Here is a 21,365-nt window from a genome sequence, read left to right as displayed (position 1 = left end):
CGCGCCACGGGGTACCGTCACCCCAAAGTTCATCCAGGTGGACTAGACCCATCCTCCGCCCCACGGCGGGGGAACCATTCCTTTACTCGGATCGTCCGGCACGTTCCTGCCGGTGAAGGGGCCGTATCACCATGGCTACTGTTCAGTTCGACAAGGCGACCCGTGTGTACCCGGGTTCCACCAAGCCCGCCGTCGACCAGTTGGAGCTCGACGTCGCGGACGGCGAGTTCCTCGTACTCGTCGGGCCCTCCGGCTGCGGCAAGTCGACCTCCCTGCGCATGCTCGCCGGTCTTGAGGACGTCAACGGCGGCGCCATCCGCATCGGTGACCGCGACGTCACGCACCTGCCGCCCAAGGACCGGGACATCGCGATGGTGTTCCAGAACTACGCGCTGTACCCGCACATGACGGTCGCCGACAACATGGGCTTCGCGCTCAAGATCGCCGGCATCAACAAGGCCGACATCCGTAAGAAGGTCGAAGAGGCCGCGAAGATCCTCGACCTCGTCGAGTATCTGGACCGCAAGCCGAAGGCCCTCTCCGGTGGTCAGCGCCAGCGTGTGGCGATGGGCCGCGCGATCGTGCGTGAGCCGCAGGTGTTCCTCATGGACGAGCCGCTGTCGAACCTCGACGCCAAGCTCCGTGTGTCGACGCGTACGCAGATCGCCTCGCTCCAGCGCCGCCTGGGCATCACCACCGTGTACGTCACGCACGACCAGGTCGAGGCCATGACCATGGGTGACCGGGTCGCCGTGCTCAAGGACGGTCTGCTCCAGCAGGTGGACTCGCCGCGCAACATGTACGACCGTCCCGCCAACCTCTTCGTCGCCGGCTTCATCGGCTCCCCGGCCATGAACCTGGTCGAGGTCCCGATCACCGACGGCGGTGTGAAGTTCGGCAACAGCGTGGTGCCGATCTCCCGTGAGGCGCTGTCCGCGGCGGCCGACCGGGGCGACAGCACGGTCACCGTCGGTGTGCGACCCGAGCACTTCGACATCGTCGAGCAGGGCGGCGAAGCCGCGAAGTCGCTGTCGAAGGACGCCGACGGCCCGGCCGGTCTGGCCGTCACCGTCAACGTCGTCGAGGAACTCGGCGCCGACGGTTACGTCTACGGCAGCGCGCAGGTCGGCGGCGAGCACAAGGACCTCGTGGTCCGCGTCAACGGCCGCGCCGTTCCCGACAAGGGCGCCACGCTGCACGTCGTGCCGCGTTCGGGCGAGACCCACGTGTTCGCGTCCTCGACGGGTGAGCGTCTCAGCGACTGACCCGACGAACGTACGACGGCCCCGCACCTCGGTGCGGGGCCGTTCGTTTGCGTCCGACACTCCCCGACACTCCCCGGCGCCCCCACCGCACCCCGGGAATCGCTCCGCCGGCCCTCCGCCCGACCGGCCAAATACCCCGGCACATCGGCCATTTCGATTCGCGTTCGTCAACACCCGAATCGAAAAGACCCGTCGAACCATCCCTCACCCGAGTGACTAAATGTCGCCAAATCATCACTGAGCGCTACGCTCGCCTGCGTGACTCACACAGCCCGCCGAATCGGCCGATCTCTCGCCCTTGTCCTGCCCGTCGTCCTCGTGCTCTCCGGGACCCTCGCGGTCGCGACCGTCCCCTGGGCGGCCAAGAGCTCCGAGGCGCAGATCCTCACCGCCTCCTCGGACAGCGCCTCCGTACGCGCCAAGTCCCGCGCCCCGCACGACGTCCTCCGCGACAAGCTGCTCGTGGAGCTCCAGGAGAAGGACCCGGGGATCGCCCTCACCCACCTCCAGCGCCAGGTCGAGGAGCGCCCCTCGCTCGCCAAGCACTGCATGTCCCTGGCCCGCGCGCTCGGCCGCGCCGCCGTCGCGCACTACGGTCCCACCCGCGCCCAGTCGTTCTCCCGCCCCGTGTGCGACACCTCGTTCGCCTACGGGGTCTCCCAGCAGACCGCGGGGAACTGAGCACCGGCCCCCCGACCGCCCCGCCTATCGTTCACGGCATGCATACGTTTCCGACGCAGGCCGTGGTCCTCGCGGGCGGCCAGGGGTCGCGGCTGCGCCCGTACACCGACGACCGTCCCAAGCCGATGGTCGAGATCCCCGGCACAGGGACCCCGATCATCGGCCATCAGCTCGCCTGGCTGGCCGCCGAGGGCGTCACCGACGCCGTGGTCTCGTGCGGCCATCTCGCCGAGGTGCTCCAGGAGTGGCTGGACGCGTCGGAACTCCCGCTGCGTGTCACGACCGTGGTGGAGAACGAGCCGCTGGGGCGCGGCGGCGGCCTCAAGCACGCCGCCGCACGGCTGCCGGAACCCGGGCAGCCCTGGTACGCCACCAACGGCGACATCTGGACCCGTTTCTCGCTGCGCGAGATGGCCGCGTTCCACGCCGAGCGCGACGCCACGGCGACGCTCGCCCTCGCCCGGCCGCGCATCCCCTGGGGCGCCGTGGAGACCGACGAGTTCGGCCATGTCCTGGACTTCATCGAGTCGCCGCCGTCGCCCTATCTGATCAACGCCGGTGTGTACGTGTTCTCTTCGGCCTTCACGGACCTGCTGCCCGAGCGGGGCGACCACGAGCGGACGACCTTTCCCCGGCTGGCGCGCGAGCGGCGGCTGGCGGGCTTCCCGCTGCCGCAGGGCGCGTACTGGCGGGCCATCGACACCGCGAAGGACCTCACCGAGGCCGCCAAGGAACTGGCCTCCTCGGGGAGTTGATCCGTTGGGGGCCCTCGCGCCGTCAAGGCATTGAGGCGTTGAGGCGCTGAGCAGTCGAGGGCGGCGAGTTGGTGCGGCGTTCGCACCGTACGTGCGCTCCGTGGGCCGGATCCCCGGCACCGACACTCCCCGGAAGCCCCCGGCAGCCCCTGAGAGGTCCTGTGCGGGCCGCAGCCGTGCGGGCGCGGCTCCCACGACTCCCGGAGCCGTAACAGGCGTCTCAGGCCCGTAGGCGGGCCCACAGCGTGTACGAGGGCGGCCACCCGGTCCCACCGGGTGGCCGCCCTCGTATGTGCCTTCTTCGGCTTCCTCGGCTCCTCAGCCGAGCAGGCCGCCGATCGGGTTCTTGGCGCCGCCGGCGCCGCCGGTGGAGGAGCCTCCCCCGCCGCCACCGCCACCGCCGCCGCCCGTGGTGCCGCCGCCGTCGCCCCCGCCGGTCGTGCCGCCGCCCTGGCCGGCGCCGCCCGTCGAGCCGCCGCTCGTCGCGGGGCCCTGGCTGCTCGACGGCGGGGGCGCCTGCTGCGAGGTCCCGGGAGGCGCCTGGCCCGTGCCCTGCGACTGGCTGGGCCGCCCGCCCGTCGACCTGCGGTCCGGCTCGCCCGCCGGGGTCTCGCCGGGCGCCGACCGCTCGGCCTCCGGGCCGCTGGTCCGGCCGGCCGACGGCGCGGCGCTGCCGCCGCTCCGCCGGGCCTCGCCCGTGGGCTCACCGGACGCGCTGCTCCCGCCGGACTTCTGCGGAAGCGGCGAGCCGGGCAGCTGGTTGACCGGGTTGTTCGGTCCGGGCACGGTCACCATCTCCGAGGACCGTACGGCTCCGCCGAGGATCGAGCCGACGAGCAGCGTCAGGCCGATGACGACGGTCGCGACGACCGCGCCACGCCGCAGTACCCGGCGCCGCAGGTCCCTGAGCGGCGTGCGCGGACCGAGCTTGCGCCATGCTTCGCCCGCGAGGCGGCCGTCCACCGAGTAGACGGGCGCGCCCGCGATGATCAGCGGGGACCAGGCGGCCAGATAGATGATGTCGGGCGCGTCGTACGCGGGGACGGTGCGCCAGCTCACCGTGAGGATCAGCGCGGCCGAGAGCAGCGCGCCGAAACAGGCCGCGAGCCGCTGCCACAGACCGAGGACGGTCAGCACACCGGCGAGGACCTGGAGGAACGCGACGCTCAGCCCGGCGCCGACGGGGTGCGAGAGGGCGAAGTCGCGCAGCGGTTCGGCCAGGGCCCACGGCTGGAGCGAGGTGAGCCAGGTGACCATGGAGCCGCGCTTGCCGCCGTCGAAGTAGACGGGGTCGCAGAGCTTGCCCATGCCCGCGTAGATGGAGATGAGCCCGAGGAAGACGCGGAGCGGCAGGAGCACCACTCCGAGGTTCATGCGGCGGCCGGGGTAGTAGGCGTGCCGTACGGCGGCCTCGGAGGCCGAGAGGTCGTAGCGCCGTCCGCGCGGGTCGCCGTCGTGGTGTCCCTCGTAGCCGCGGCCTTCGCCGTACCGGCCCTCGGCGCGCTCGTACTCGTACTGCTCGTCGTCGCGGTCGTCGTGCGCGCCCCGGTGGCGCGCCCCGTACGTGTCGGCCGTGTCGTACGGGTCGGCCGTGCCGCCGCCGTACGTGTCGGACTCCGGCGGGGCGTCGTACGCGCCCACGGCCCGGCGCATCGGCGGCAGCAGCGGTCCGTCGGAGCGCGGCCCGCCGGGCTGCGGAACGCGCGGGGTCGGCATGGTGTCCTCGCCCAGGCCGATCCTGGGGATGACCTGGGTGGAGCCGGTCGCTCCCCCGTCCCCGTAGGGGCCGCGCGGGCCGTCGGCGAGGCCCGCCGCGCCGGCGGTCACGGAGGAGTTCCGTACGGCCTGGAGGAGCCCGGTGGCTCCGAGGTCGCCCGGTGCCGACCTGCCGCTCCACACGACGGGGGCCCGGCGGCGCGCCGCGCCTCCGCCGCCGCTCATCGCGGGAATCCGCGCGGTGTCCGCGATGGCGCGTGCGGGGCTGGGGCGCTGACTGGATGCGAGCCTCACCCGGAAACTGGCGTGGTTCACGATGACCTGCGCGGGATCGCAGTCCACCTTGACCATGCTCAGCGGGGGCTGTTCGTCGAACCCGGGCCGGGGCGTTCTGGTGTCCACACTCATCTAACCGAGTGACTTGTGTTTAGGACACTGCCTTGACAAGCCCGGAAATGTCCGAGGCCCGTCAAGAGTGCCGGGATGGGGACATCCGTACGAAGGTGCCCCCATCCGGCGGGGCGGACGGCCGGGTGGCCGGGTGCGTGGAGGGTGCTCGCGCGGGCGGGGTGCTCAGGCGCGCCTGCGGGCCGCCTCGTACAGCACCACGCCCGCCGCGACACCGGCGTTCAGCGACTCGGCGCCGCCCGGCATCGCGATGCGCACCCGGAAGTCGCAGGTCTCGCCGACCAGCCGGGACAGTCCCTTGCCCTCGCTGCCGACCACGATCACGACCGGGCCGCCGAGCGCCGGGAGGTCCCCGACCTCGGTGTCGCCGTCCGCGGCGAGACCGACGACGGTCAGACCCGCCTTCTGGTAACTCTCCAGCGCCCGCGTCAGGTTGGTGGCACGCGCGACGGGCGTACGGGCGGCCGTGCCGGCCGAGGTCTTCCACGCTCCGGCGGTCATCCCGGCGGCGCGGCGCTCGGGGACGACGACGCCGTGACCGCCGAAGGCGGTGACGGAACGGACGACGGCGCCGAGGTTGCGCGGGTCGGTGATGCCGTCGAGCGCGACGATCAGCGGGTCCTCGCCGTCGTCGAACGCGGCGGCGGCCAGGTCCTCGGGGTGCGCGTACTCGTACGGCGGGACCTGGAGCACCAGGCCCTGGTGGTTGAGGCCGTTGGTCATGCGGTCGAGTTCGGCGCGGGGGGCCTCCATCAGGTGGATGCCGCCGCGGTCGGCCGCGAGCTGAAGGGCCTCGCGGACACGCTCGTCGTTCTCGATGTACTGCTGTACGTAGAGCGTCGTCGCCGGGACGCCGTCGCGCAGGGCCTCGAAGACCGGGTTGCGGCCGACGACCAGCTCGCTGCTGCCCTTGCCGCCGCGACGGGCGACCTGGCGGCGGGCCGTGAGCTTGGCCTTGGCGTTGGAGACGCGGTTCTTCACATGGCCCTTGCGGGCGGACGCGGGCGGGGTCGGGCCCTTGCCCTCCAGGCCGCGGCGCCGCTTGCCACCGCTGCCGACCTGCGCGCCCTTCTTGTTGGACGTGCGGCGGTTCCTGCGTTGGCTGTTCCCGGCCATGACCTACCTGTTTCGTTGCTCTCGTCGGTGCGTGAGGACGTCACTTCGCTCACGTGAGTGTGCAGCCCCGCGGCCGGACAGCACAATCGGGGCCCGGCCGGGGCCCGGTGACCGGGCACACCCGGCGCCTCTTCCTCAGGAGGAAGCCACGCCTCTTCAGGAGGAAGCCACGCCATTCTCCTTCACGAGGCCGTGGTGTCGGTCCCGAGGGGCGGGCGCCACGGCCCGGCGTCGGTCCGGAGGGCGGACGCCCGGTGTCCCGTCCCGGCAGGCAGACCTCACGTACGAACGGAGGGCGGGCCGCCGCGTACCGACCCGATCAACGGGACGGGACGCGCGGGCCGTGACCCGGGGCCGGACGCGGGACAGGACGGGCGACCCGCTCAGCGCGGGCCCAGCGTCCACCTCGGCCCGGCCGGGCCGTCCTCGATGACGAGTCCGGACTGCTGGAGCTGGTCACGGATGGCGTCGGCCGCGGCCCAGTCCTTGCGACCGCGCGCCGCCTCGCGCTGGTCGAGCACCAGCCGTACGAGGGTGTCCACCACCCCGTGCAGACTGTCCCGCCCGTCGGAGCCGTCCTCGCCGGCGCCCGCGCCCGTCCAGTGCGCGTCCAGCGGGTCCAGGCCGAGGACGCCGAGCATCGCCCGGACCTCGGCGAGACGGGCGACCGCCGCTTCCTTGTCGTCGGCGGCCAGGGCCGAGTTCCCCTGCCGGACCGTGGTGTGGATGATCGCGAGGGCCCCCGGGACGCCCAGGTCGTCGTCCATGGCCTCGGCGAAGGCGGGCGGGACCTCGTCCGCCGGTTCGACCGTGTGACCGGCCAGTTCGATGGCGCGCTGGACGAAGCCCTCGATCCGCCCGAAGGCGGACTCGGCCTCGCGCAGGGCCTCCTCGCTGTACTCGATCATCGACCGGTAGTGCGGGGTGCCCAGGTAGTAGCGCAGGACGATGGGCCGCCACTGCTTGACCATCTCGCTCACCAGGACCGAGTTGCCGAGCGACTTGGACATCTTCTCGCCGCTCATGGTGACCCAGGCGTTGTGCACCCAGTAGCGGGCGAAGTCGTCGCCGTACGCCTTGGCCTGCGCGATCTCGTTCTCGTGGTGCGGGAAGATCAGGTCCAGGCCGCCGCCGTGGATGTCGAAGGCGCTGCCGAGGTACTTGTGCGCCATGGCGGAGCACTCCAGGTGCCAGCCGGGCCGGCCTCGGCCCCACGGCGTCTCCCAGTCGGGCTCGCCGGGCTTGGTGGCCTTCCACATCGCGAAGTCGCGCGGGTCGCGCTTGCCGGTCTCGCCGTCGCCGGAGGGCTGGCGCAGATCGTCGATGTCCTGGTTGGAGAGCTGGAGGTAGCCGGGGAAGGACCGCACGTCGAAGTAGACGTTGCCCTCACTGGCGTAGGCGTGACCGCGCTCGATGAGGCCGCGCATCATCTCGACCATCTCGGGGACGTGACCGGTGGCGCGCGGCTCGTAGGTGGGCGGCAGGCAGCCCAGGACGTCGTAACCGGTGTTGAAGGCGCGCTCGTTCTCGTACCCGATGGCCCACCAGGGGCGGTGCTGCGCGGCCGACTTGGTGATGATCTTGTCGTCGATGTCGGTGACGTTCCGTACGAAGGTCACGTCGTAGCCGCGGTGGGCGAACCAGCGCCGCATGATGTCGAAGTTGAGCCCCGACCTGATGTGCCCGATGTGCGGCGCGGCCTGCACGGTGGCGCCGCAGAGGTAGATCGAGACACAGCCCGGGACGAGCGGGGTGAAGTCACGGGTCTGCCGGGCGCCGGTGTCGTACAGCCGAATAGTCACGCGACAAGGGTAGTGCGCCGGAGCCGGTGCCCCGGGCCCCTTGGGGACACGGGACACCGAAGCGTGACGTCGCGCGCGCCGGACGGCCCTCGTCAGACGCTTCGGAGGGGTGCGGGAGGGCCGCCGGGCACTGTCCGTCATCGGTCAGCGACGGGGCGCGCGCGGGGCGGGGCGGCCGGCTCGGCCCTCCGCCCGTGGCCGCCCCCGCCACCCCGGGCCCCGGTCACCCCCGCACCCCGGCCGCCCCCGCCGTTCTCGGAGCTCTCGCAGCTCTCGCGGTCCTCCGAGGTCAGATGCTGCCGACGACCTTGCGGGGCGTTATCCGGACGACGACGCGCGGGTCGTCCTGGGCCGCGTTCGGGTTGAACTCGCCGTACGTCTTGCCCGTGTACTTCACGGCCAGTTCGTCGATCAGCTCCTGCCCGCCCTCCGTGGTGAGGGTGGCCGTGCCGCGGATCTCCGCGTAGGAGTACGGCGCGTCGAAGGGCTGGAGCAGGACCGTCACCCTCGGATCCCGGCGCAGGTTCAGCTCCTTGCGGCGGCCGACGGTGGTCGAGACGAGGAGGTCGTCGCCGTCGCGCTTCACCCAGACCGGTGAGACCTGGGGGCTGCCGTCGGGCTGGACGGTGGCGATGGCGACGAAGACCGTGCTGTCGAGGAGCCCTTTGAGGTCGTCGGAGAGAAGAGCGTCTGCCATGGCTGGTGCCTTCCTGAGGAGGAGGTTCGGTTCGCCGCAGTGCCCGTACCCCGGCGGGGACGGACGCACGTACGTGACCCCGAAGGGCGGGTGTACGACCCGGCACGCGCGCGGCGCACCCGGCGATGCTTCCTCAACGGACGGCGGGCCCAAGGTATTTCGGGCCACGCCGTCGGGCGGGCAGATCGCCCGGGGCGGCAGGTCAGCGCACGCGGACGAGCAGCGCCGTGGCGATCGCCGCGAGACCCTCGCCGCGCCCGGTCAGCCCGAGTCCGTCGGTGGTCGTGCCGGAGACCGAGACGGGTGCGCCGACGGCCTCCGACAGCGCCTTCATGGCCTCGTCGCGCCGCTTGCCGATCTTCGGCCGTACGCCGATGACCTGGACGGCGACATTGCCGATGGCGAACCCTTCGGCACGGACGATCCTGGCCGCTTCTTTAAGGAGGGTGACACCGGAGGCGCCGGACCACTCGGGCCGTGAGGTCCCGAAGTGCGCGCCGAGGTCGCCGGCGCCGGCCGCGGAGAACAGCGCGTCGCAGGCGGCGTGGGCGGCGACGTCGCCGTCGGAGTGCCCGGCGAGCCCGAAACCGTCGTTCCCGGGGCCGTCCCACAGCAGGCCGGCGCACCACAGCTCGCGCCCCGCCTCGAAGGCGTGGACATCCGTACCGATGCCGACGAGCGGCAGACCCGCGACGAGCGCCGCGTCCCCCGGCGCGTCGCCGGGCCGGTCGGAGGCCGGGCGGGTGGACTCAGTAGCCATCGTTGGCCCTCCTGCGGGCGAGTACGGCCTCGGCGAGCAGCAGGTCCAGCGGCCGGGTCACCTTGAACGCCTCGGCGTGGCCGGGCACGACCACGACGGGCTCGCCGAGCTGTTCGACCAGCCCGGCGTCGTCGGTGGCGCCCTGCCCGGTGAGCGGCACGGTCAGATGCGCGCGGACGAGCGTGTCCCGGTCGAAGCCCTGCGGGGTCTGTACGGCGCGCAGTCTGGCCCGGTCGGGCGTGGCGACGACGGGCTCGGGCTGGTCCTTCCCGGCGGGCTCGACCTCCTTGACGGTGTCGGCGAGCGGCAGCGCGGGGACGACGGCGGGCGCCCCGGCCGTCACGGCCTCGACCACCGCGTCCACCGTCTCGACGGGCACGAGCGGCCGGGCGGCGTCGTGGACGAGGACGGTGGCGATGTCGTCCGGCAGGGCCTCCACGCCGCGCCGTACGGACTCCTGGCGGGTCTCGCCGCCGGGCACCACGAGGTAGTCGGTCCGGGCGGGCAGCGAGTGCTCGCCGAGGAGCAGTTTCACCGCCGCGCTCTCCTCGGGCGGGGCGACCACGACCACGAGGGAGACCGAGCGGGAGGCCGCCATGGCGCGGACCGCGTGGACCAGCATCGGGGTGCCGCCCAGGGTGCGGAGCGCCTTGGGGGCACCGGGGCCTAGCCGTATGCCGCGGCCCGCCGCGGGGATCACGGCGGCGGTGCGGTGTGGTCTCGATTCGTCTGGCATCGGTTGCACTCCGGCAGGTTTGTTTCCTCGGCCGACATGGGTATGGCCTCAAACGTGCCGGGCGCGGCGCCTTGACCGGACCCTTCCGTGACACTGGTTGAGACCAGCTGCGCCAGCTGCCCCGGGCCCGGCACGCCAGGATCGGGCACAGGCGTATGTGCCCGAAGCGGGTACCGATACGGGGACTGCGGGGAATTCGGTTGGCGTGACGGGCTGTCACGACCGGGTAGATCTTATGGCCAGATCGGCTCGGTACCGAGAGATTCCGCAGGTGGATTCCCACGGTGACGGGCGTGGCGCGAGGTGTGAGCCGCGTGAGCCGTGAGGTTCGCCGGTCGTCCCACCGGGCGTCGCTCGTACGTCACGCCGTACGGGCTTGTCGTCCGGGCTCCGGGGCTCGGACGTTGTCCGGATTCAGGCGTCCTCGTGCCTCAACGTCGTCGTGGGCCTCGGACGGCAGCGCGTACCGACCGGACATGCCACAGTGCCCGGGGACACAGCAGGGGTTTGCTGCTGGTCGGCGGGCACCGCGGCATTGGCGCGACGGATCGTTGCGTGATCCTGCGTCCTGCTGCATGGTCCTGCTTCACGCCCGGTCGCTGATCGGCGCTCGTGCGCGCGCGTGACGCGCACGTCGGTCGCACCGGCCGGCCGGGACGTCCGGGTCAGGACCCGGTCAGGACGCGAGGACCTCGTCGAGCAGAGCCTCGGCCTTGTCCTCGTTCGTGTTCTCCGCGAGAGCCAGCTCGCTCACCAGAATCTGGCGCGCCTTGGCGAGCATGCGCTTCTCACCTGCGGAGAGTCCACGCTCTCGTTCCCGACGCCAGAGGTCGCGGACCACTTCGGCGACCTTGATGACATCGCCGGAGGCGAGCTTCTCAAGATTTGCCTTGTAGCGCCGGGACCAGTTCGTCGGCTCTTCCGCGTACGGCGCCCTCAGCACCTCGAAGACCCGGTCGAGTCCATCCTGACCGACCACATCGCGCACTCCGACGAACTCCGCATTGTCCGCCGGGACACGAACCGTCAGGTCGCCCTGGGCGACCTTGAGCACCAAGTAGGTCTTGTCCACACCTTTGATCTGACGAGTTTCGATAGCCTCGATCAGCGCGGCCCCGTGATGGGGATAGACCACGGTGTCGCCAACCTTGAACGTCATGTGACAGGTACCCCTTCCGTGGCTATCCAGAGTAACACGGGAACGGCCTCTTCTGAATGGCGTTTTCGCAGGTCAGGGCGCTTCTCGGGGCTTGACAACAGCAATAGGAACGTGCTGCGGGCGGCTTGCGGAACCGGGTATTCGCAGGTGGGAGCGGTTGCGAAGCCGGACGGAAACACGGCCGCCACATCACCCCGACCGCCCCCACGGCGGGTCGAACATCCCCATTTGTCCGATTCGGCAGGTGGCTCTTCCCATGCTCCGTTCGGATGTCGGTCACACGTACGACCTGAAGTGCGAACTCAATCCGAATTGATCACCGGAGCCCTCGCGGGCGGATTTCCGAAGCCGCCGGGAGCTATTCGTAAGGAATGTGTGTCGGGCCGGGGAATTGATCACCGTGCTTATGTGAACGGCGTACAAAACATGCGGTGGACACGCACTTCCGCCGGTCTTCCGCCCGTACTTCCGTGCCCCCGCGCCCGTACTTCCGTCCGCGCTCCGCCCGTACTTCACTCCCGGCTCCGCCCCTACTTCGCTCCCGGCTTCGGCCGTCGTCCGTCCGCGCTTCGGGGGTCTTCCGGCCGTACGCCCGGCGCCGGGCGGCCGTTGAGGGCGGGTCGGGTGCGGGGGCGCGACGGGGGCTCGGTAACCTGGGCCCGCTGAAGCACTGTTGGCCCACCCCCGGTCCGCGGCCCCGCGGTCCGTCCGTAGGTCAGTTCGCAGGTCCGCCCGTAAATCCGCCCGTACGTCCAAGGAGTTGCCGCCGCCGTGAGCCGCAGCCTTCGACGCGGCACCCTCGCCGCGTCTGCCATCGCGTTCTCGATCGCCTCGCTCGCCGCGTGCGGTGCGGGCAACAACGCGCAGACGCTCGGCGTCCGACCTGACAACGCGTCGACCTCGATCGGCGGGATCAGCATCCAGAACGCCACGGTCGTGACCCGGCCGGAGGCCGCCGACAAGGGCACGGCCGCCGTGACGGCGAAGCTCTTCAACAACGGCCGTACCGCGCAGACCCTCGACGCGATCACGCTGCCGGACACCGGCGCCACCGTGACGATCACCCCGGCCAAGGGCGCCGGACCGCTCAAGGTGCCCGCGGGCGGCTCGATCCTGATCGGCGGCGACGGCAACGCGTCCGCCGTGATCCAGGGCGGCGACGAGCCCGCCCGCAACGGCGACGCCCAGCGTGTCGTGTTCCAGTTCAGCGACACCGGCGACATCGCCCTGGACGCCTTCGTCGTCCCCGCGACCGGCCCCTACGAGAGCTTCGGCCCGAGCGCGGCGCCCAGCCCGTCGGCGTCGGCCGGCGCGTCGGAGGAGCCCGGCGGCACGCCGTCGGAGGGCGCGTCCGGCGCGCCCGAGGGCGAGGAGTCCCCGGCCGGTGAGCCCACGGACGGTGAGTCCGAGGCGCCCGCCGGCGAGGAGGGCACCGTCGAGGGCGCGGACCAGGGCACCGACCAGGGTGAGCAGTCCACGCCGACGGACGCCGCGTCGGCGTCCACGGACCCGGAGCACTGACGCGGACCCCCGGCCGGCGGACCCGGGCACGGGGCACTGACGGCACGCCGACGCGGCCGTCGTACGCGCGCAGGTGCGTGCGTCACGGTGGTGCTCGGTGGTACGTCGGTCCCCGCCGCGTACGCACGCACGTACGTAGGCATGCGGGTAGGCACGTACACAGGCATATACGTGGGCGCGCGCGTCGGTACGCGCGTGTTCGGGCGCCGTACCGGATTCCGGTGCGGCGCCTCGTACGTACTACGACCCCCGGCTTCCCCCGTACCTGCCCGGAAGGGCGACCCGCAGGCTCCGACCCGCCCGGTCCACGGCTCTCGGCCGCGTCCCCGTCCGGCCCGGGTTTACGGCTCGAACTTGTAGCCGAGGCCGCGCACCGTCACCAGATAGCGCGGCGCCCCCGGATCGGGCTCGATCTTCGCGCGCAGCCGCTTGACGTGGACGTCGAGGGTCTTGGTGTCCCCCACGTAGTCCGCGCCCCACACCCGGTCGATCAGCTGCATACGGGTCAGCACGCGGCCCGCGTTGCGCAGCAGCATCTCCAGGAGGTCGAACTCCTTCAGCGGCAGGTCGACCTTGCCGCCGGAGACCGTCACGACATGGCGGTCCACGTCCATCCGGACCGGTCCCGCCTCCAGCGCGGCCGGCGTGACCTCCTCCGGCTCTCCCCTGCGGCGCAGCACCGCGCGGATGCGCGCGACCAGCTCACGGGAAGAGAACGGCTTGGTCACATAGTCGTCGGCTCCTATCTCCAGGCCGACGACCTTGTCGATCTCGCTGTCCTTGGCGGTCACCATGATCACCGGGACATTGGACTTTCCGCGCAGCTGGCGGCAGACCTCGGTGCCCGGCAGGCCGGGCAGCATGAGGTCGAGGAGGACGAGGTCGGCGCCGTTGCGTTCGAACTCGTCGAGCCCCGCGGGCCCGGTGGTCGCGATGGCGACCTCGAAGCCTTCCTTGCGGAGCATGTAGGAAAGAGCGTCGCTGAAGGATTCCTCATCCTCGACGACGAGCACTCGGGTCACGGAAGGACCTCCGGGGCAGGGATCTCATTCGATGGGTCAAGATCGTTGACGTCGTGGTCGTAGCGGCGCTGGGCGGCATCGTCCGGGCCGGTGGGTGTGCGGTCCCGTGCGGCGCCCGCCTCGGGGAGCCTCAGGGTGAAGGTGGAACCCTGGCCTTCGGAGCTCCACAACGTGACTTCCCCGCCGTGCGAGGCGGCCACGTGTTTGACGATGGCCAGGCCGAGGCCCGTACCACCGGTGGCCCGTGAGCGTGCCGGATCGACGCGGTAGAACCGTTCGAAGACGCGCTCGCGGTCCTTCTCGGAGATGCCGATCCCCTGGTCGGTGACGGCTATCTCGATACGTTCCCCGCCGGGCTCGGTCACACGCCGGGCCGCGATGCCCACACGGGTGCGGGCCGGGGAGTAGTTGACGGCGTTCTCGACGAGATTGCCGAGGGCGGCGGCCAGCTGGCCGCGGTTCCCCCAGACTCGCAGATCGGCGGCGCCTCCGGCGGCCATGGTGATCTGCTTGGTGGAGGCGGCGTGCCGGGACCGGTCGATGGCCTCGGCGACGAGTTCCTCCACCCGTACCGGCTCGGCGTCCTCCAGCGGGTCGTCGTTCTGCACCCGCGAGAGGTCGATGAGTTCCTGTACGAGATTGGTGAGCCGGGTCGCCTCGATCTGCATACGGCCGGCGAAGCGGTGGACCGCCTCGGGGTCGTCGGAGGCGTCCATGACGGCCTCGGACAGCAGGGACAGCGCCCCGGTGGGGGTCTTGAGCTCATGGCTGACATTCGCCACGAAGTCGCGCCGGACCGCTTCGATCCTGCGGGCCTCGGTGAGGTCCTCGACCAGCAGCAGCACGAGGCGGGAGCCGAGCGGCGCCACCCGGGCGGAGACGGCCAGGGCCTCGCCGCGGCCGGTGCCGCGCCGGGGCAGGTCCAGTTCGACCTGGCGTATCTCACCGTCCCGTCGGGTGTCACGTGCCATGTGCAGCATGGGATCGACGGCCAGTTTGCCGCCCCGGACCAGGCCCAGCGCGTACGCGGCGGAGCTGGCCTTGACCACCGAGTCGCTCTCGTCGAGGACGACGGCTGAGGAGCGGAGCACGGAGAGTACGGTGTCGACACCGGGGGGGAGCCCGGCCTCCGTATGGAGTGAGCTGCGGCTGGGCCTGGCCTGGTCGCGCTCGCTCCAGCGGAACGCCAGCATGGCGATCACGCCGGTGCATGCCCCGGCGATCGCTGCCAATGCGGCGACTGCCGCGTTCACGTCCATGCAGCCAGGTTATGCGGGTGGACCGACACTCTCCCAGACGTACAAGTGTCTCCTCGGACACTCGTCGCCCAGAGTTCACCGTGGGGAAAGTACCGGTTCATTTGGGAGGGAGTATCCGGACTCCTGGCGGGCCGAACGTGGGAGCGTGGGGGTCCGAACGGCCCCCGACCCCTGGCGGCGCATGACCGTCCGTACGACGGGCACAGCGTGGTCCGGGGCCTTTCGACGTACTCGGACACCCCCGGACCACCAGCAGGAAATCCAGAGAGGGACACCCATGCGGGACGCGTACCACGAGGAACTTGACTCGATCGGCGAGGGACTGGTCGAGATGGCCCGGCTGGTCGGGTCCGCGATCGGGCGCGCCACCACGTCCATGCTGGACGCGGACCTGAAGCTCGCCGAGAGTGTGATCGCCGCCGACCAGAAGGTCGACGACCTCCAGCACGACCTGGAGGCCAGGGCGATCGCCCTGCTGGCACGGCAGCAGCCGGTCGCCACGGATCTGCGGATCGTGGTCACGTCGCTGCGGATGAGCGCGGACCTGGAGCGCTCGGGCGACCTGGCGCAGCACGTCGCGAAGCTCGCGCGGCTCCGCTTCCCGGTCAACGCCGTGCCGCACGACCTGCACGCGCCCATCCTGGAGATGGGGCAGCTCGCGCAGCGGCTGATGGCGAAGGCGGCCGAGGTCATCATCACCAAGGACGTCGACCTGGCCCTTCAGCTGGAGCAGGACGACGACGAGATGGACCTGCTGCACCGGACGCTCTTCCAGCACCTGATGGACGACCGCTGGAAGCACGGCATCGAGACGGCGGTGGACGTGACGCTGCTGGGCCGGTACTACGAGCGGTTCGCCGACCACGCGGTGTCGGTGGCCAAGCGCGTGGTCTATCTGGTGACGGGTGAGCACGCGGACGAGCTCCAGCAGGCGGATTCGCCGGTCGAGGGCGCCTGAGCGATCACTCCCGGGTCCGGCCGCCCCGCCGGTCACTGGGGTGTCGTACGAGGGGGGCGCGGGGGGCGTGCCGGCGTCGCGCCGGGGGACGTCTGCGCACATGCGCCGTTGATGCGCCCGCCACGGTGGGGATGCAATGGGCGCAGACGTCACCCCGTACACCCGTGCATCCCGTCGAGGAGGAACCCATGGCCCAGTCCCCCATGACCGACACGCGGCAGAACGCGCCCGTCGAACGGATGCGACCGCCGCTCCTCGGTGCCTGCGGCTGCGGCTCCGGCTGCGGCTGCGGCTGCCAGTCCGGCTCGCCGTGCGCCTGCGGCGGCAGCTGCGGCTGACCTTGACAAGGGCCCGGTCCGGTGGTGGACGCCCACCCGGACCGGGCCCTGCTCAGTGGGCGGGGCAGAGGCCCTTCGTTCCTGTGTGCCGGGGCCTCTGCGGTGCCTACCGCTTCTTCCGGATCTGGCGCTTCTTCGCCTTGGCTTCCTTTTCCTTGCGCTGTGCGACCCCGTAGGACGACCAGGGGCCTTGGTGCTTGGCGCAACGAGACGTGCCGATCACCGCGCGGTTCCGGCATGCCGTTCCTGCCAGGGTGCGGGCACCACACCTGGATTGCGTCGTTGCCATTCCGTACCTCCTGCCGAAGCTCCGGGTACCTCTCCGTATCTCACGCACGCTTCCATCCGTCGAACGGTGGCGGTAGGCGCATACGCGACACACGGGTGCACGCGCCGTCGCTCCAGCCATCGGTCACCACCTGTGGTGGTGCGCCTCTGAAGCGGCGAGTAGCGTCGGGCGCATGATCTCGGAGGAGGGTGAATGGGCGGCTGCGTGGCGGGAGTTCACCACGGAGACTGCTGGTGCGGCGCTCCGTGAGGCGTGTGCCGTGGCCGGTATGGACGCGTCCGGGGCTGAGTTGCTGCGTATCGGTTCCAACGCCGTGTACCGATTGGCGTCCGCTCCCGCCATCGCCCGTGTCGCGCGGGACGCCGACGCGTCGGGAGAAGCGGAACGTAGTGTCGCCGTGGCTCGCTGGCTGGAGAAGGAGAACTTCCCGGCCACCCGGATACTGGCGGACATCAAGCAGCCGTTGGCCGTCGGCGGCGGGGTCGTGACCTTCTGGGAGAGCGCACAGGAGCACGAGGAGTACGCGACGGTCGCGGAGTTGGCCGACCTGCTGAAGCTCCTGCACGGTCTGGACGAACCGGAGTCGCCGCGCCTGCCGTACGCCGATCCCGTCACGAAGCTACGAACGTCGCTGAGCGTGCTGCGTGGGGTGGCGGCCGACGACGTGGCATTTCTGCGCGAGCGTGCCGGACAACTGGGCAAGGCCTACGAGCGACTGGACTTCGCCCTGCCCTCCGGAGTGATTCACGGCGACGCGAACATCGGCAATCTTCTGCGGCACCGGGACGGCCACGCGATCCTGATCGACCTCGACGGCTTCGCCCTCGGCCCTCGTGAGTGGGACCTGGTCCTGACGGCGATCTACTACGAACGGTTCGGCTGGCATACGAGGGAGCAGTACGAGTCCTTCGTCCACCTGTACGGCTTCGATGTCATGCGCTGGCCGGGCTACACGGTCCTGGCGGACGTTCGCGAGCTGATGATGGTCCTGTGGTTGGGCAGGCGGGTGCCGGTGAGCGAGAAGTCGGCGGCGGAGTTCGCGCAGCGTGTCGAGACCCTGCGTACAGGGGGCAGTCGCAAGCAGTGGAGTGCCTTCTGAGCAGCCGGACTTCAGGCGGCGGCGGTGCGCTTGGTCGCCGCCCACAGACGACTGCCGCCCGCCTGCTCCGTGAAGCCCCGCAGTGTGGCCGACCGCCCCAGCGATTCGAGATGTCGGCGGAACTCCGAGAGGTACGCGACGCACCTCGCTGACTTGAGCTGTTCCCCTATGTCGAGTGCGTCGAGAGCCACCCGGCACGCCTCCTCGGCGTCCCCGGCGTGCAGGTGAGCGTCGGCGAGAACCATCGTGGCGAAGAAGTCACTGCGGACATGGCGTCCACTCATAGCGTTCTCTGCGGAGGCCACGGCCTCACGTGCACGGCGGACGTCCCGAAAGCAGTGCGCGGCTTCCGCCGCCAGTTCCGTGTCGTTGAAGTAGGTGATCCACTCTGGTTCGTCCTCGTGGTCGGCACGGTCGAGGGCTCTGGCGGCTTCGCTGAGCGCCGTTTCGGTGGCTCGGCAGTCACCGGTACGGGCCAGAGCTCGGGCTTCCATGGCGTGGAACTGGGCAAGCAGAGTCGGTGTGGCCACTCCAGAGATTCCCATCAGGGCCGCACGGGCAAGGGTCGCGCCGTGGGTGTAGCGGCCGAGGAAGGTGGCCTGGTGGCTCATGGCGGACAGGACGCTGCCCGCGAGACGACGATCGTTGCTGTCCTGGGCAAGTTTGAGGGCTTGGAGGAAGTAGCGCTGGGCCAGACCGTGGTGGCCGGCGTCGTAGGACATCCAGCCGGCGAGCAGAACGGCTTCCGCGACTGTGGAGAACAGCGCGCGCCCCACCGTTTCGGTGTAGTGGCCGGTGAGCAGCGGTACGACATCCCGGCTGAGGTACTGGATGACGGACTGGCGTGCGTGACCACCACCGAACTGGTCGTCGAGTCGGGTGAACACGTCGATGGTCGCTTTGACCACGGCTACGTCCGTGAGCCCGACTCTCGGACTCTGATCACTTCTGGGTTCGGGCAAAGACGCTTCGGGAGCGACCAGCCAGCGGAGGGACGCGTCGCTCCAGGCGGGCTCGGACGGTTCGGCCCGGAGCAAGGGCTCGTACCCGTTCAGGTCGGCACGCCACAACCGATCCACGGTGGCGATGGCCGCATCCGTGCCGACGGGATACACGGCGTCCAGCAGGGCGACGTCGTGACCGGTGAGATGACTCAGCCCGAGCTCAGTGGCGGACAGACCGAAGACCTCGCAAAGGAGCGAACCGTAGAACTCGTCGGGCGTGCTGTGCCCGTTCTCCCAACTCGCCAGCCGGCGCTTGACGCTGGCATCGGTCGGCAGCGCTTGGCCGTGTCGCGCCGCAACCCGTCGTAGCGTGCTGACCAGTCGAGTCTGACTCCAGCCACGGCGTAAGCGGGCGTCACGCACGACGAAACCGACCGGCCGCACTGCCTCCACGCGTCATCGCCTCCCGTGAGTGCGGGGCACGGGCGCGGCGCCCGTGCTGCCTACCGAATGTACGCAAGCGGCAAGCCCTTTGAGTACGTTCCGTGCGCATCAGCGTGCCGAAAGTGACCCCGATGACGGATGACGCGCCCCCACTCACCTCGTCATCCCCCGTCACCTCTCGTCATCTGCCCCGCTCGGCGTGGGCGCGGGAGTCTGGTCGCACTGCGACCAAACGGGTCGGTGAAGGGAAGTTCAGACCGAGGTGGATGACGTGCAGAGGATGACGAGGCGGGGCATGGAGTGGTTGTCCTCAGTCGCGGACGACCCGGAACTGTGCCGCGAGCACTGGGCGGACGACCCGAGGCGGCCCTATGCACTGCCGACGGGTGTCGCCTTCGATGCCGTGGTGACCGAACAGCGGCTCGGCGTCGAGACGTTCGACCAACTGGAACGTCGCGGGATGCCCGTCGGACCGGTGCTGGCCGACCGGGCCGGGCGTCAACTCGGCTTCTTCCTTCCGCCGAAGTCGAAGGACCGCTTCGAGCGGGCGATCGCGCGGGAGACGGAAGCCCCGCCGACGTACCGCTACCTCCAGCGCGAGTCATTCATCGTCGTACCGGGACCGATCTCCCTCGCCGGCGACCGCTACCAGTGGCTTCGCGCACCCCATCACCCTCCCGAGCCGAGCCCTTTGCGGACGGTCTCTCTCGCGGTGATGCTGGTTGCCTCGGCGGCGTTGATGGAACGGGCGGACTGCTACGGGGAGGAGTACAGCGACGCTGGCGCCGGTGAAGTGGATGGTTTGGTCCCTGAGAAGGGGCCGGTAACGGGCCCTGTCGAGTAGCCACGGCTTCCCTGCCACTCGGCATACCGAGCGATACGCACAAGGGATACGGACCACCGAGTAGCTCTTGGCCACGTAGAAGTCGCTACCAACGGTTGTCCGGCAGGGACAGATCTCTCATGCGTGGTTGGTCGTGGCGAAGACGTTCTCCGAAGCAGAAGAGATCCAAGTTCGCCGATCTCGCACAAGCTACACAAGTTACCTGTGAGAGATTGGTCCAAAATCTAGTTACCTCTAGATAGCTCTAGAAAGCTCTGGATAGCTCTAGAATGACCGAGGACCCGGATCCGGCTGCAACCAGATCCAGGCCCTCGTGCAGTCAACGAGCCCGGTCGCTCACCAGTAGACCGGGCTCGCTGCATGTACAGCGTCCGGTCCCGACCGTTCTCGCGCGTGACTCGCTCATCGAGCGAGCTGCACCACGCCGGTAGCGATGGTCACCAGCAGGCCGACGCCCGCAAGCCAGACCTGCCACTTCTCGGGCCCGGTCCACTTGCGAGGCGTGTCCTCCTCAAGACTCACCTCTACCACCTCCCCTTCATCCTCCAACCGACCCGCTTCTCGGGCCGGAGCCTGGAACTCGCTTGTCAGCACGTCGAGTTCAAGGGAGGTTCAGTTGAGGTGGCATCAGCATACCCATCACATCGACACCCGCCGAGGCCCATTGGGGGGTTGACAACAGCCCCGAAAAACCATTGCAAGGTTGGGGACGGTCAGTGTGCAGCAAGGGGCCCCAACCACGAAGAACTCGCGGCAAGGGCCCCTTGATCGTTGCGCGTTACTTCTTCTTGCCCTGGTTCTTGACCGCCTCGATCGCCGCCGCCGCCGCGTCCGGGTCGAGGTAGGTGCCGCCCGGCTTGAGGGGGCGGAAGTCGGCGTCCAGTTCGTAGGCGAGCGGGATGCCCGTGGGGATGTTCAGGCCCGCGATGTCCGCGTCCGAGACGCCGTCCAGGTGCTTCACCAGCGCGCGGAGGCTGTTGCCGTGGGCGGCGACCAGGACCGTACGGCCCGTCAGGAGGTCCGGGACGACGCTGTCGTACCAGTACGGGAGCATCCGGACCACGACGTCCTTCAGGCACTCCGTGCGCGGGCGCAGCTCCGGCGGGATCGCCGCGTAGCGCGGGTCGTCGCTCTGGGAGAACTCCGTGCCGTCCTCCAGCTCCGGCGGCGGGGTGTCGTACGAGCGGCGCCAGAGCATGAACTGCTCCTCGCCGAACTCCGCGAGCGTCTGCGCCTTGTCTTTGCCCTGAAGTGCGCCGTAGTGGCGCTCGTTCAGGCGCCAGGAGCGGCGGACCGGGATCCAGGAGCGGTCGGCGGACTCCAGCGCCAGGGTGGCGGTGCGGATCGCGCGCTTCTGGAGGGAGGTGTGCAGGACGTCGGGCAGCAGGCCGGCGTCCTTCAGCAGCTCACCGCCGCGTACGGCCTCCTTCTCGCCCTTGTCCGTGAGGTTGACGTCCACCCAGCCGGTGAACAGGTTCTTCGCGTTCCATTCGCTCTCGCCGTGGCGGAGGAGGATCAGCTTGTACGGTGCGTCGGCCATGGGGCCGAGCCT

The 21,365-nt window shown here is 70.4% G+C and carries 19 protein-coding genes; 8 read left to right on the top strand and 11 right to left on the bottom strand.

Annotated features, from left to right (window positions below):
- Nucleotides 1-131 precede the first annotated feature (131 nt).
- From OG875_RS17120 to OG875_RS17110, 3 genes are all read left to right on the top strand, one after another.
- Nucleotides 132-1,265 carry an ABC transporter ATP-binding protein gene (locus OG875_RS17120; protein ID WP_330175097.1) on the top strand — a complete coding sequence of 378 codons (1,134 nt, stop codon included), beginning with the start codon at nucleotides 132-134 and terminating at the stop codon, nucleotides 1,263-1,265.
- A gap of 258 nt (nucleotides 1,266-1,523) precedes the next feature.
- The gene (locus OG875_RS17115) at nucleotides 1,524-1,946 is read left to right on the top strand and encodes a hypothetical protein (protein ID WP_330175096.1); all 423 of its coding nucleotides are present in this window, start codon (nucleotides 1,524-1,526) and stop codon (nucleotides 1,944-1,946) included.
- 38 nt (nucleotides 1,947-1,984) lie between these two features.
- The gene (locus OG875_RS17110; RefSeq protein ID WP_330175095.1) at nucleotides 1,985-2,701 is read left to right on the top strand and encodes a nucleotidyltransferase family protein; all 717 of its coding nucleotides are present in this window, start codon (nucleotides 1,985-1,987) and stop codon (nucleotides 2,699-2,701) included.
- Between the two features lie 318 nt (nucleotides 2,702-3,019).
- Here the strand turns inward: OG875_RS17110 and OG875_RS17105 are convergent, their stop codons facing one another.
- From OG875_RS17105 to OG875_RS17075, 7 genes are all read right to left on the bottom strand, one after another.
- On the bottom strand, nucleotides 3,020-4,825 hold the full coding sequence (locus OG875_RS17105) for a DoxX family protein (protein ID WP_330175094.1): 1,806 nt from the start codon (nucleotides 4,823-4,825) through the stop codon (nucleotides 3,020-3,022).
- Nucleotides 4,826-4,990: 165 nt separating this feature from the next.
- Complete coding sequence (gene rlmB, locus OG875_RS17100) at nucleotides 4,991-5,941, bottom strand: 23S rRNA (guanosine(2251)-2'-O)-methyltransferase RlmB (protein WP_330175093.1); 951 nt, start codon at nucleotides 5,939-5,941, stop codon at nucleotides 4,991-4,993.
- 383 nt (nucleotides 5,942-6,324) lie between these two features.
- On the bottom strand, nucleotides 6,325-7,743 hold the full coding sequence (cysS, locus tag OG875_RS17095) for a cysteine--tRNA ligase (protein ID WP_330175092.1): 1,419 nt from the start codon (nucleotides 7,741-7,743) through the stop codon (nucleotides 6,325-6,327).
- 289 nt (nucleotides 7,744-8,032) lie between these two features.
- Nucleotides 8,033-8,440: a PPOX class F420-dependent oxidoreductase gene (locus OG875_RS17090; RefSeq protein ID WP_330175091.1), complete on the bottom strand. Its 408-nt coding sequence runs from the start codon at nucleotides 8,438-8,440 to the stop codon at nucleotides 8,033-8,035.
- Nucleotides 8,441-8,642: 202 nt separating this feature from the next.
- Nucleotides 8,643-9,200 carry a 2-C-methyl-D-erythritol 2,4-cyclodiphosphate synthase gene (gene ispF, locus OG875_RS17085; RefSeq protein ID WP_330175090.1) on the bottom strand — a complete coding sequence of 186 codons (558 nt, stop codon included), beginning with the start codon at nucleotides 9,198-9,200 and terminating at the stop codon, nucleotides 8,643-8,645.
- On the bottom strand, nucleotides 9,190-9,936 hold the full coding sequence (gene ispD, locus OG875_RS17080; RefSeq protein WP_330175089.1) for a 2-C-methyl-D-erythritol 4-phosphate cytidylyltransferase: 747 nt from the start codon (nucleotides 9,934-9,936) through the stop codon (nucleotides 9,190-9,192). The genes ispF and ispD overlap by 11 nt, the downstream gene beginning before the upstream one ends.
- 676 nt (nucleotides 9,937-10,612) lie before the next feature.
- The gene (locus tag OG875_RS17075) at nucleotides 10,613-11,095 is read right to left on the bottom strand and encodes a CarD family transcriptional regulator (RefSeq protein WP_003953493.1); all 483 of its coding nucleotides are present in this window, start codon (nucleotides 11,093-11,095) and stop codon (nucleotides 10,613-10,615) included.
- A gap of 771 nt (nucleotides 11,096-11,866) precedes the next feature.
- On the opposite strand from OG875_RS17075, the gene OG875_RS17070 reads away from it, so the two are divergent.
- The gene (locus OG875_RS17070) at nucleotides 11,867-12,616 is read left to right on the top strand and encodes a DUF461 domain-containing protein (protein ID WP_330175088.1); all 750 of its coding nucleotides are present in this window, start codon (nucleotides 11,867-11,869) and stop codon (nucleotides 12,614-12,616) included.
- Nucleotides 12,617-12,957: 341 nt separating this feature from the next.
- Here the strand turns inward: OG875_RS17070 and OG875_RS17065 are convergent, their stop codons facing one another.
- Nucleotides 12,958-13,638, bottom strand: coding sequence for a response regulator transcription factor (locus OG875_RS17065; RefSeq protein WP_030353388.1), 681 nt, complete (start codon nucleotides 13,636-13,638; stop codon nucleotides 12,958-12,960).
- Nucleotides 13,635-14,897 (bottom strand): sensor histidine kinase, encoded by a 1,263-nt coding sequence (locus tag OG875_RS17060; protein WP_330175087.1) that lies wholly within the window; start codon nucleotides 14,895-14,897, stop codon nucleotides 13,635-13,637. The genes OG875_RS17065 and OG875_RS17060 overlap by 4 nt, the downstream gene beginning before the upstream one ends.
- A gap of 277 nt (nucleotides 14,898-15,174) precedes the next feature.
- Here OG875_RS17060 and phoU point away from each other — a divergent pair, with 277 nt between their 5' ends.
- The 3 genes from phoU to OG875_RS17045 all read left to right on the top strand — a co-directional run bounded on the left by phoU (nucleotide 15,175) and on the right by OG875_RS17045 (nucleotide 17,581).
- Nucleotides 15,175-15,855 carry a phosphate signaling complex protein PhoU gene (gene phoU / locus OG875_RS17055; RefSeq protein ID WP_330175086.1) on the top strand — a complete coding sequence of 227 codons (681 nt, stop codon included), beginning with the start codon at nucleotides 15,175-15,177 and terminating at the stop codon, nucleotides 15,853-15,855.
- 188 nt (nucleotides 15,856-16,043) lie between these two features.
- A complete protein-coding gene (locus tag OG875_RS17050) occupies nucleotides 16,044-16,193 on the top strand; it encodes a hypothetical protein (protein WP_330175085.1) in 150 nt (49 codons plus the stop codon).
- Nucleotides 16,194-16,654: 461 nt separating this feature from the next.
- Complete coding sequence (locus OG875_RS17045) at nucleotides 16,655-17,581, top strand: phosphotransferase family protein (RefSeq protein ID WP_330175084.1); 927 nt, start codon at nucleotides 16,655-16,657, stop codon at nucleotides 17,579-17,581.
- Nucleotides 17,582-17,592: 11 nt separating this feature from the next.
- Here the strand turns inward: OG875_RS17045 and OG875_RS17040 are convergent, their stop codons facing one another.
- Nucleotides 17,593-18,978, bottom strand: coding sequence for a helix-turn-helix domain-containing protein (locus OG875_RS17040; protein WP_330175083.1), 1,386 nt, complete (start codon nucleotides 18,976-18,978; stop codon nucleotides 17,593-17,595).
- Between the two features lie 286 nt (nucleotides 18,979-19,264).
- Here OG875_RS17040 and OG875_RS17035 point away from each other — a divergent pair, with 286 nt between their 5' ends.
- The gene (locus tag OG875_RS17035; protein WP_330175082.1) at nucleotides 19,265-19,813 is read left to right on the top strand and encodes a bifunctional DNA primase/polymerase; all 549 of its coding nucleotides are present in this window, start codon (nucleotides 19,265-19,267) and stop codon (nucleotides 19,811-19,813) included.
- Nucleotides 19,814-20,591: 778 nt separating this feature from the next.
- Here the strand turns inward: OG875_RS17035 and OG875_RS17030 are convergent.
- The gene (locus OG875_RS17030) at nucleotides 20,592-21,353 is read right to left on the bottom strand and encodes a phosphoglyceromutase (protein WP_330175081.1); all 762 of its coding nucleotides are present in this window, start codon (nucleotides 21,351-21,353) and stop codon (nucleotides 20,592-20,594) included.
- Nucleotides 21,354-21,365: the final 12 nt, after the last annotated feature.

The sequence above is a fragment of the Streptomyces sp. NBC_01498 genome (assembly GCF_036327775.1).
Lineage (GTDB): Bacteria > Actinomycetota > Actinomycetes > Streptomycetales > Streptomycetaceae > Streptomyces.
This window is presented reverse-complemented; position numbering and strand designations above follow the sequence as displayed.

Coding starts and splice junctions, on each gene's coding strand:
- OG875_RS17120 (WP_330175097.1), top strand. CDS start 132: ATGGCTACTGTTCAGTTCGACAAGGCGACCCGTGTGTACCCGGGTTCC.
- OG875_RS17110 (WP_330175095.1), top strand. CDS start 1,985: ATGCATACGTTTCCGACGCAGGCCGTGGTCCTCGCGGGCGGCCAGGGG.
- OG875_RS17105 (WP_330175094.1), bottom strand. CDS start 4,825: ATGAGTGTGGACACCAGAACGCCCCGGCCCGGGTTCGACGAACAGCCC.
- rlmB (WP_330175093.1), bottom strand. CDS start 5,941: ATGGCCGGGAACAGCCAACGCAGGAACCGCCGCACGTCCAACAAGAAG.
- OG875_RS17090 (WP_330175091.1), bottom strand. CDS start 8,440: ATGGCAGACGCTCTTCTCTCCGACGACCTCAAAGGGCTCCTCGACAGC.
- ispF (WP_330175090.1), bottom strand. CDS start 9,200: ATGGCTACTGAGTCCACCCGCCCGGCCTCCGACCGGCCCGGCGACGCG.
- ispD (WP_330175089.1), bottom strand. CDS start 9,936: ATGCCAGACGAATCGAGACCACACCGCACCGCCGCCGTGATCCCCGCG.
- OG875_RS17075 (WP_003953493.1), bottom strand. CDS start 11,095: ATGACGTTCAAGGTTGGCGACACCGTGGTCTATCCCCATCACGGGGCC.
- OG875_RS17060 (WP_330175087.1), bottom strand. CDS start 14,897: ATGGACGTGAACGCGGCAGTCGCCGCATTGGCAGCGATCGCCGGGGCA.
- phoU (WP_330175086.1), top strand. CDS start 15,175: ATGCGGGACGCGTACCACGAGGAACTTGACTCGATCGGCGAGGGACTG.
- OG875_RS17050 (WP_330175085.1), top strand. CDS start 16,044: ATGGCCCAGTCCCCCATGACCGACACGCGGCAGAACGCGCCCGTCGAA.
- OG875_RS17045 (WP_330175084.1), top strand. CDS start 16,655: ATGATCTCGGAGGAGGGTGAATGGGCGGCTGCGTGGCGGGAGTTCACC.
- OG875_RS17035 (WP_330175082.1), top strand. CDS start 19,265: ATGGAGTGGTTGTCCTCAGTCGCGGACGACCCGGAACTGTGCCGCGAG.
- OG875_RS17030 (WP_330175081.1), bottom strand. CDS start 21,353: ATGGCCGACGCACCGTACAAGCTGATCCTCCTCCGCCACGGCGAGAGC.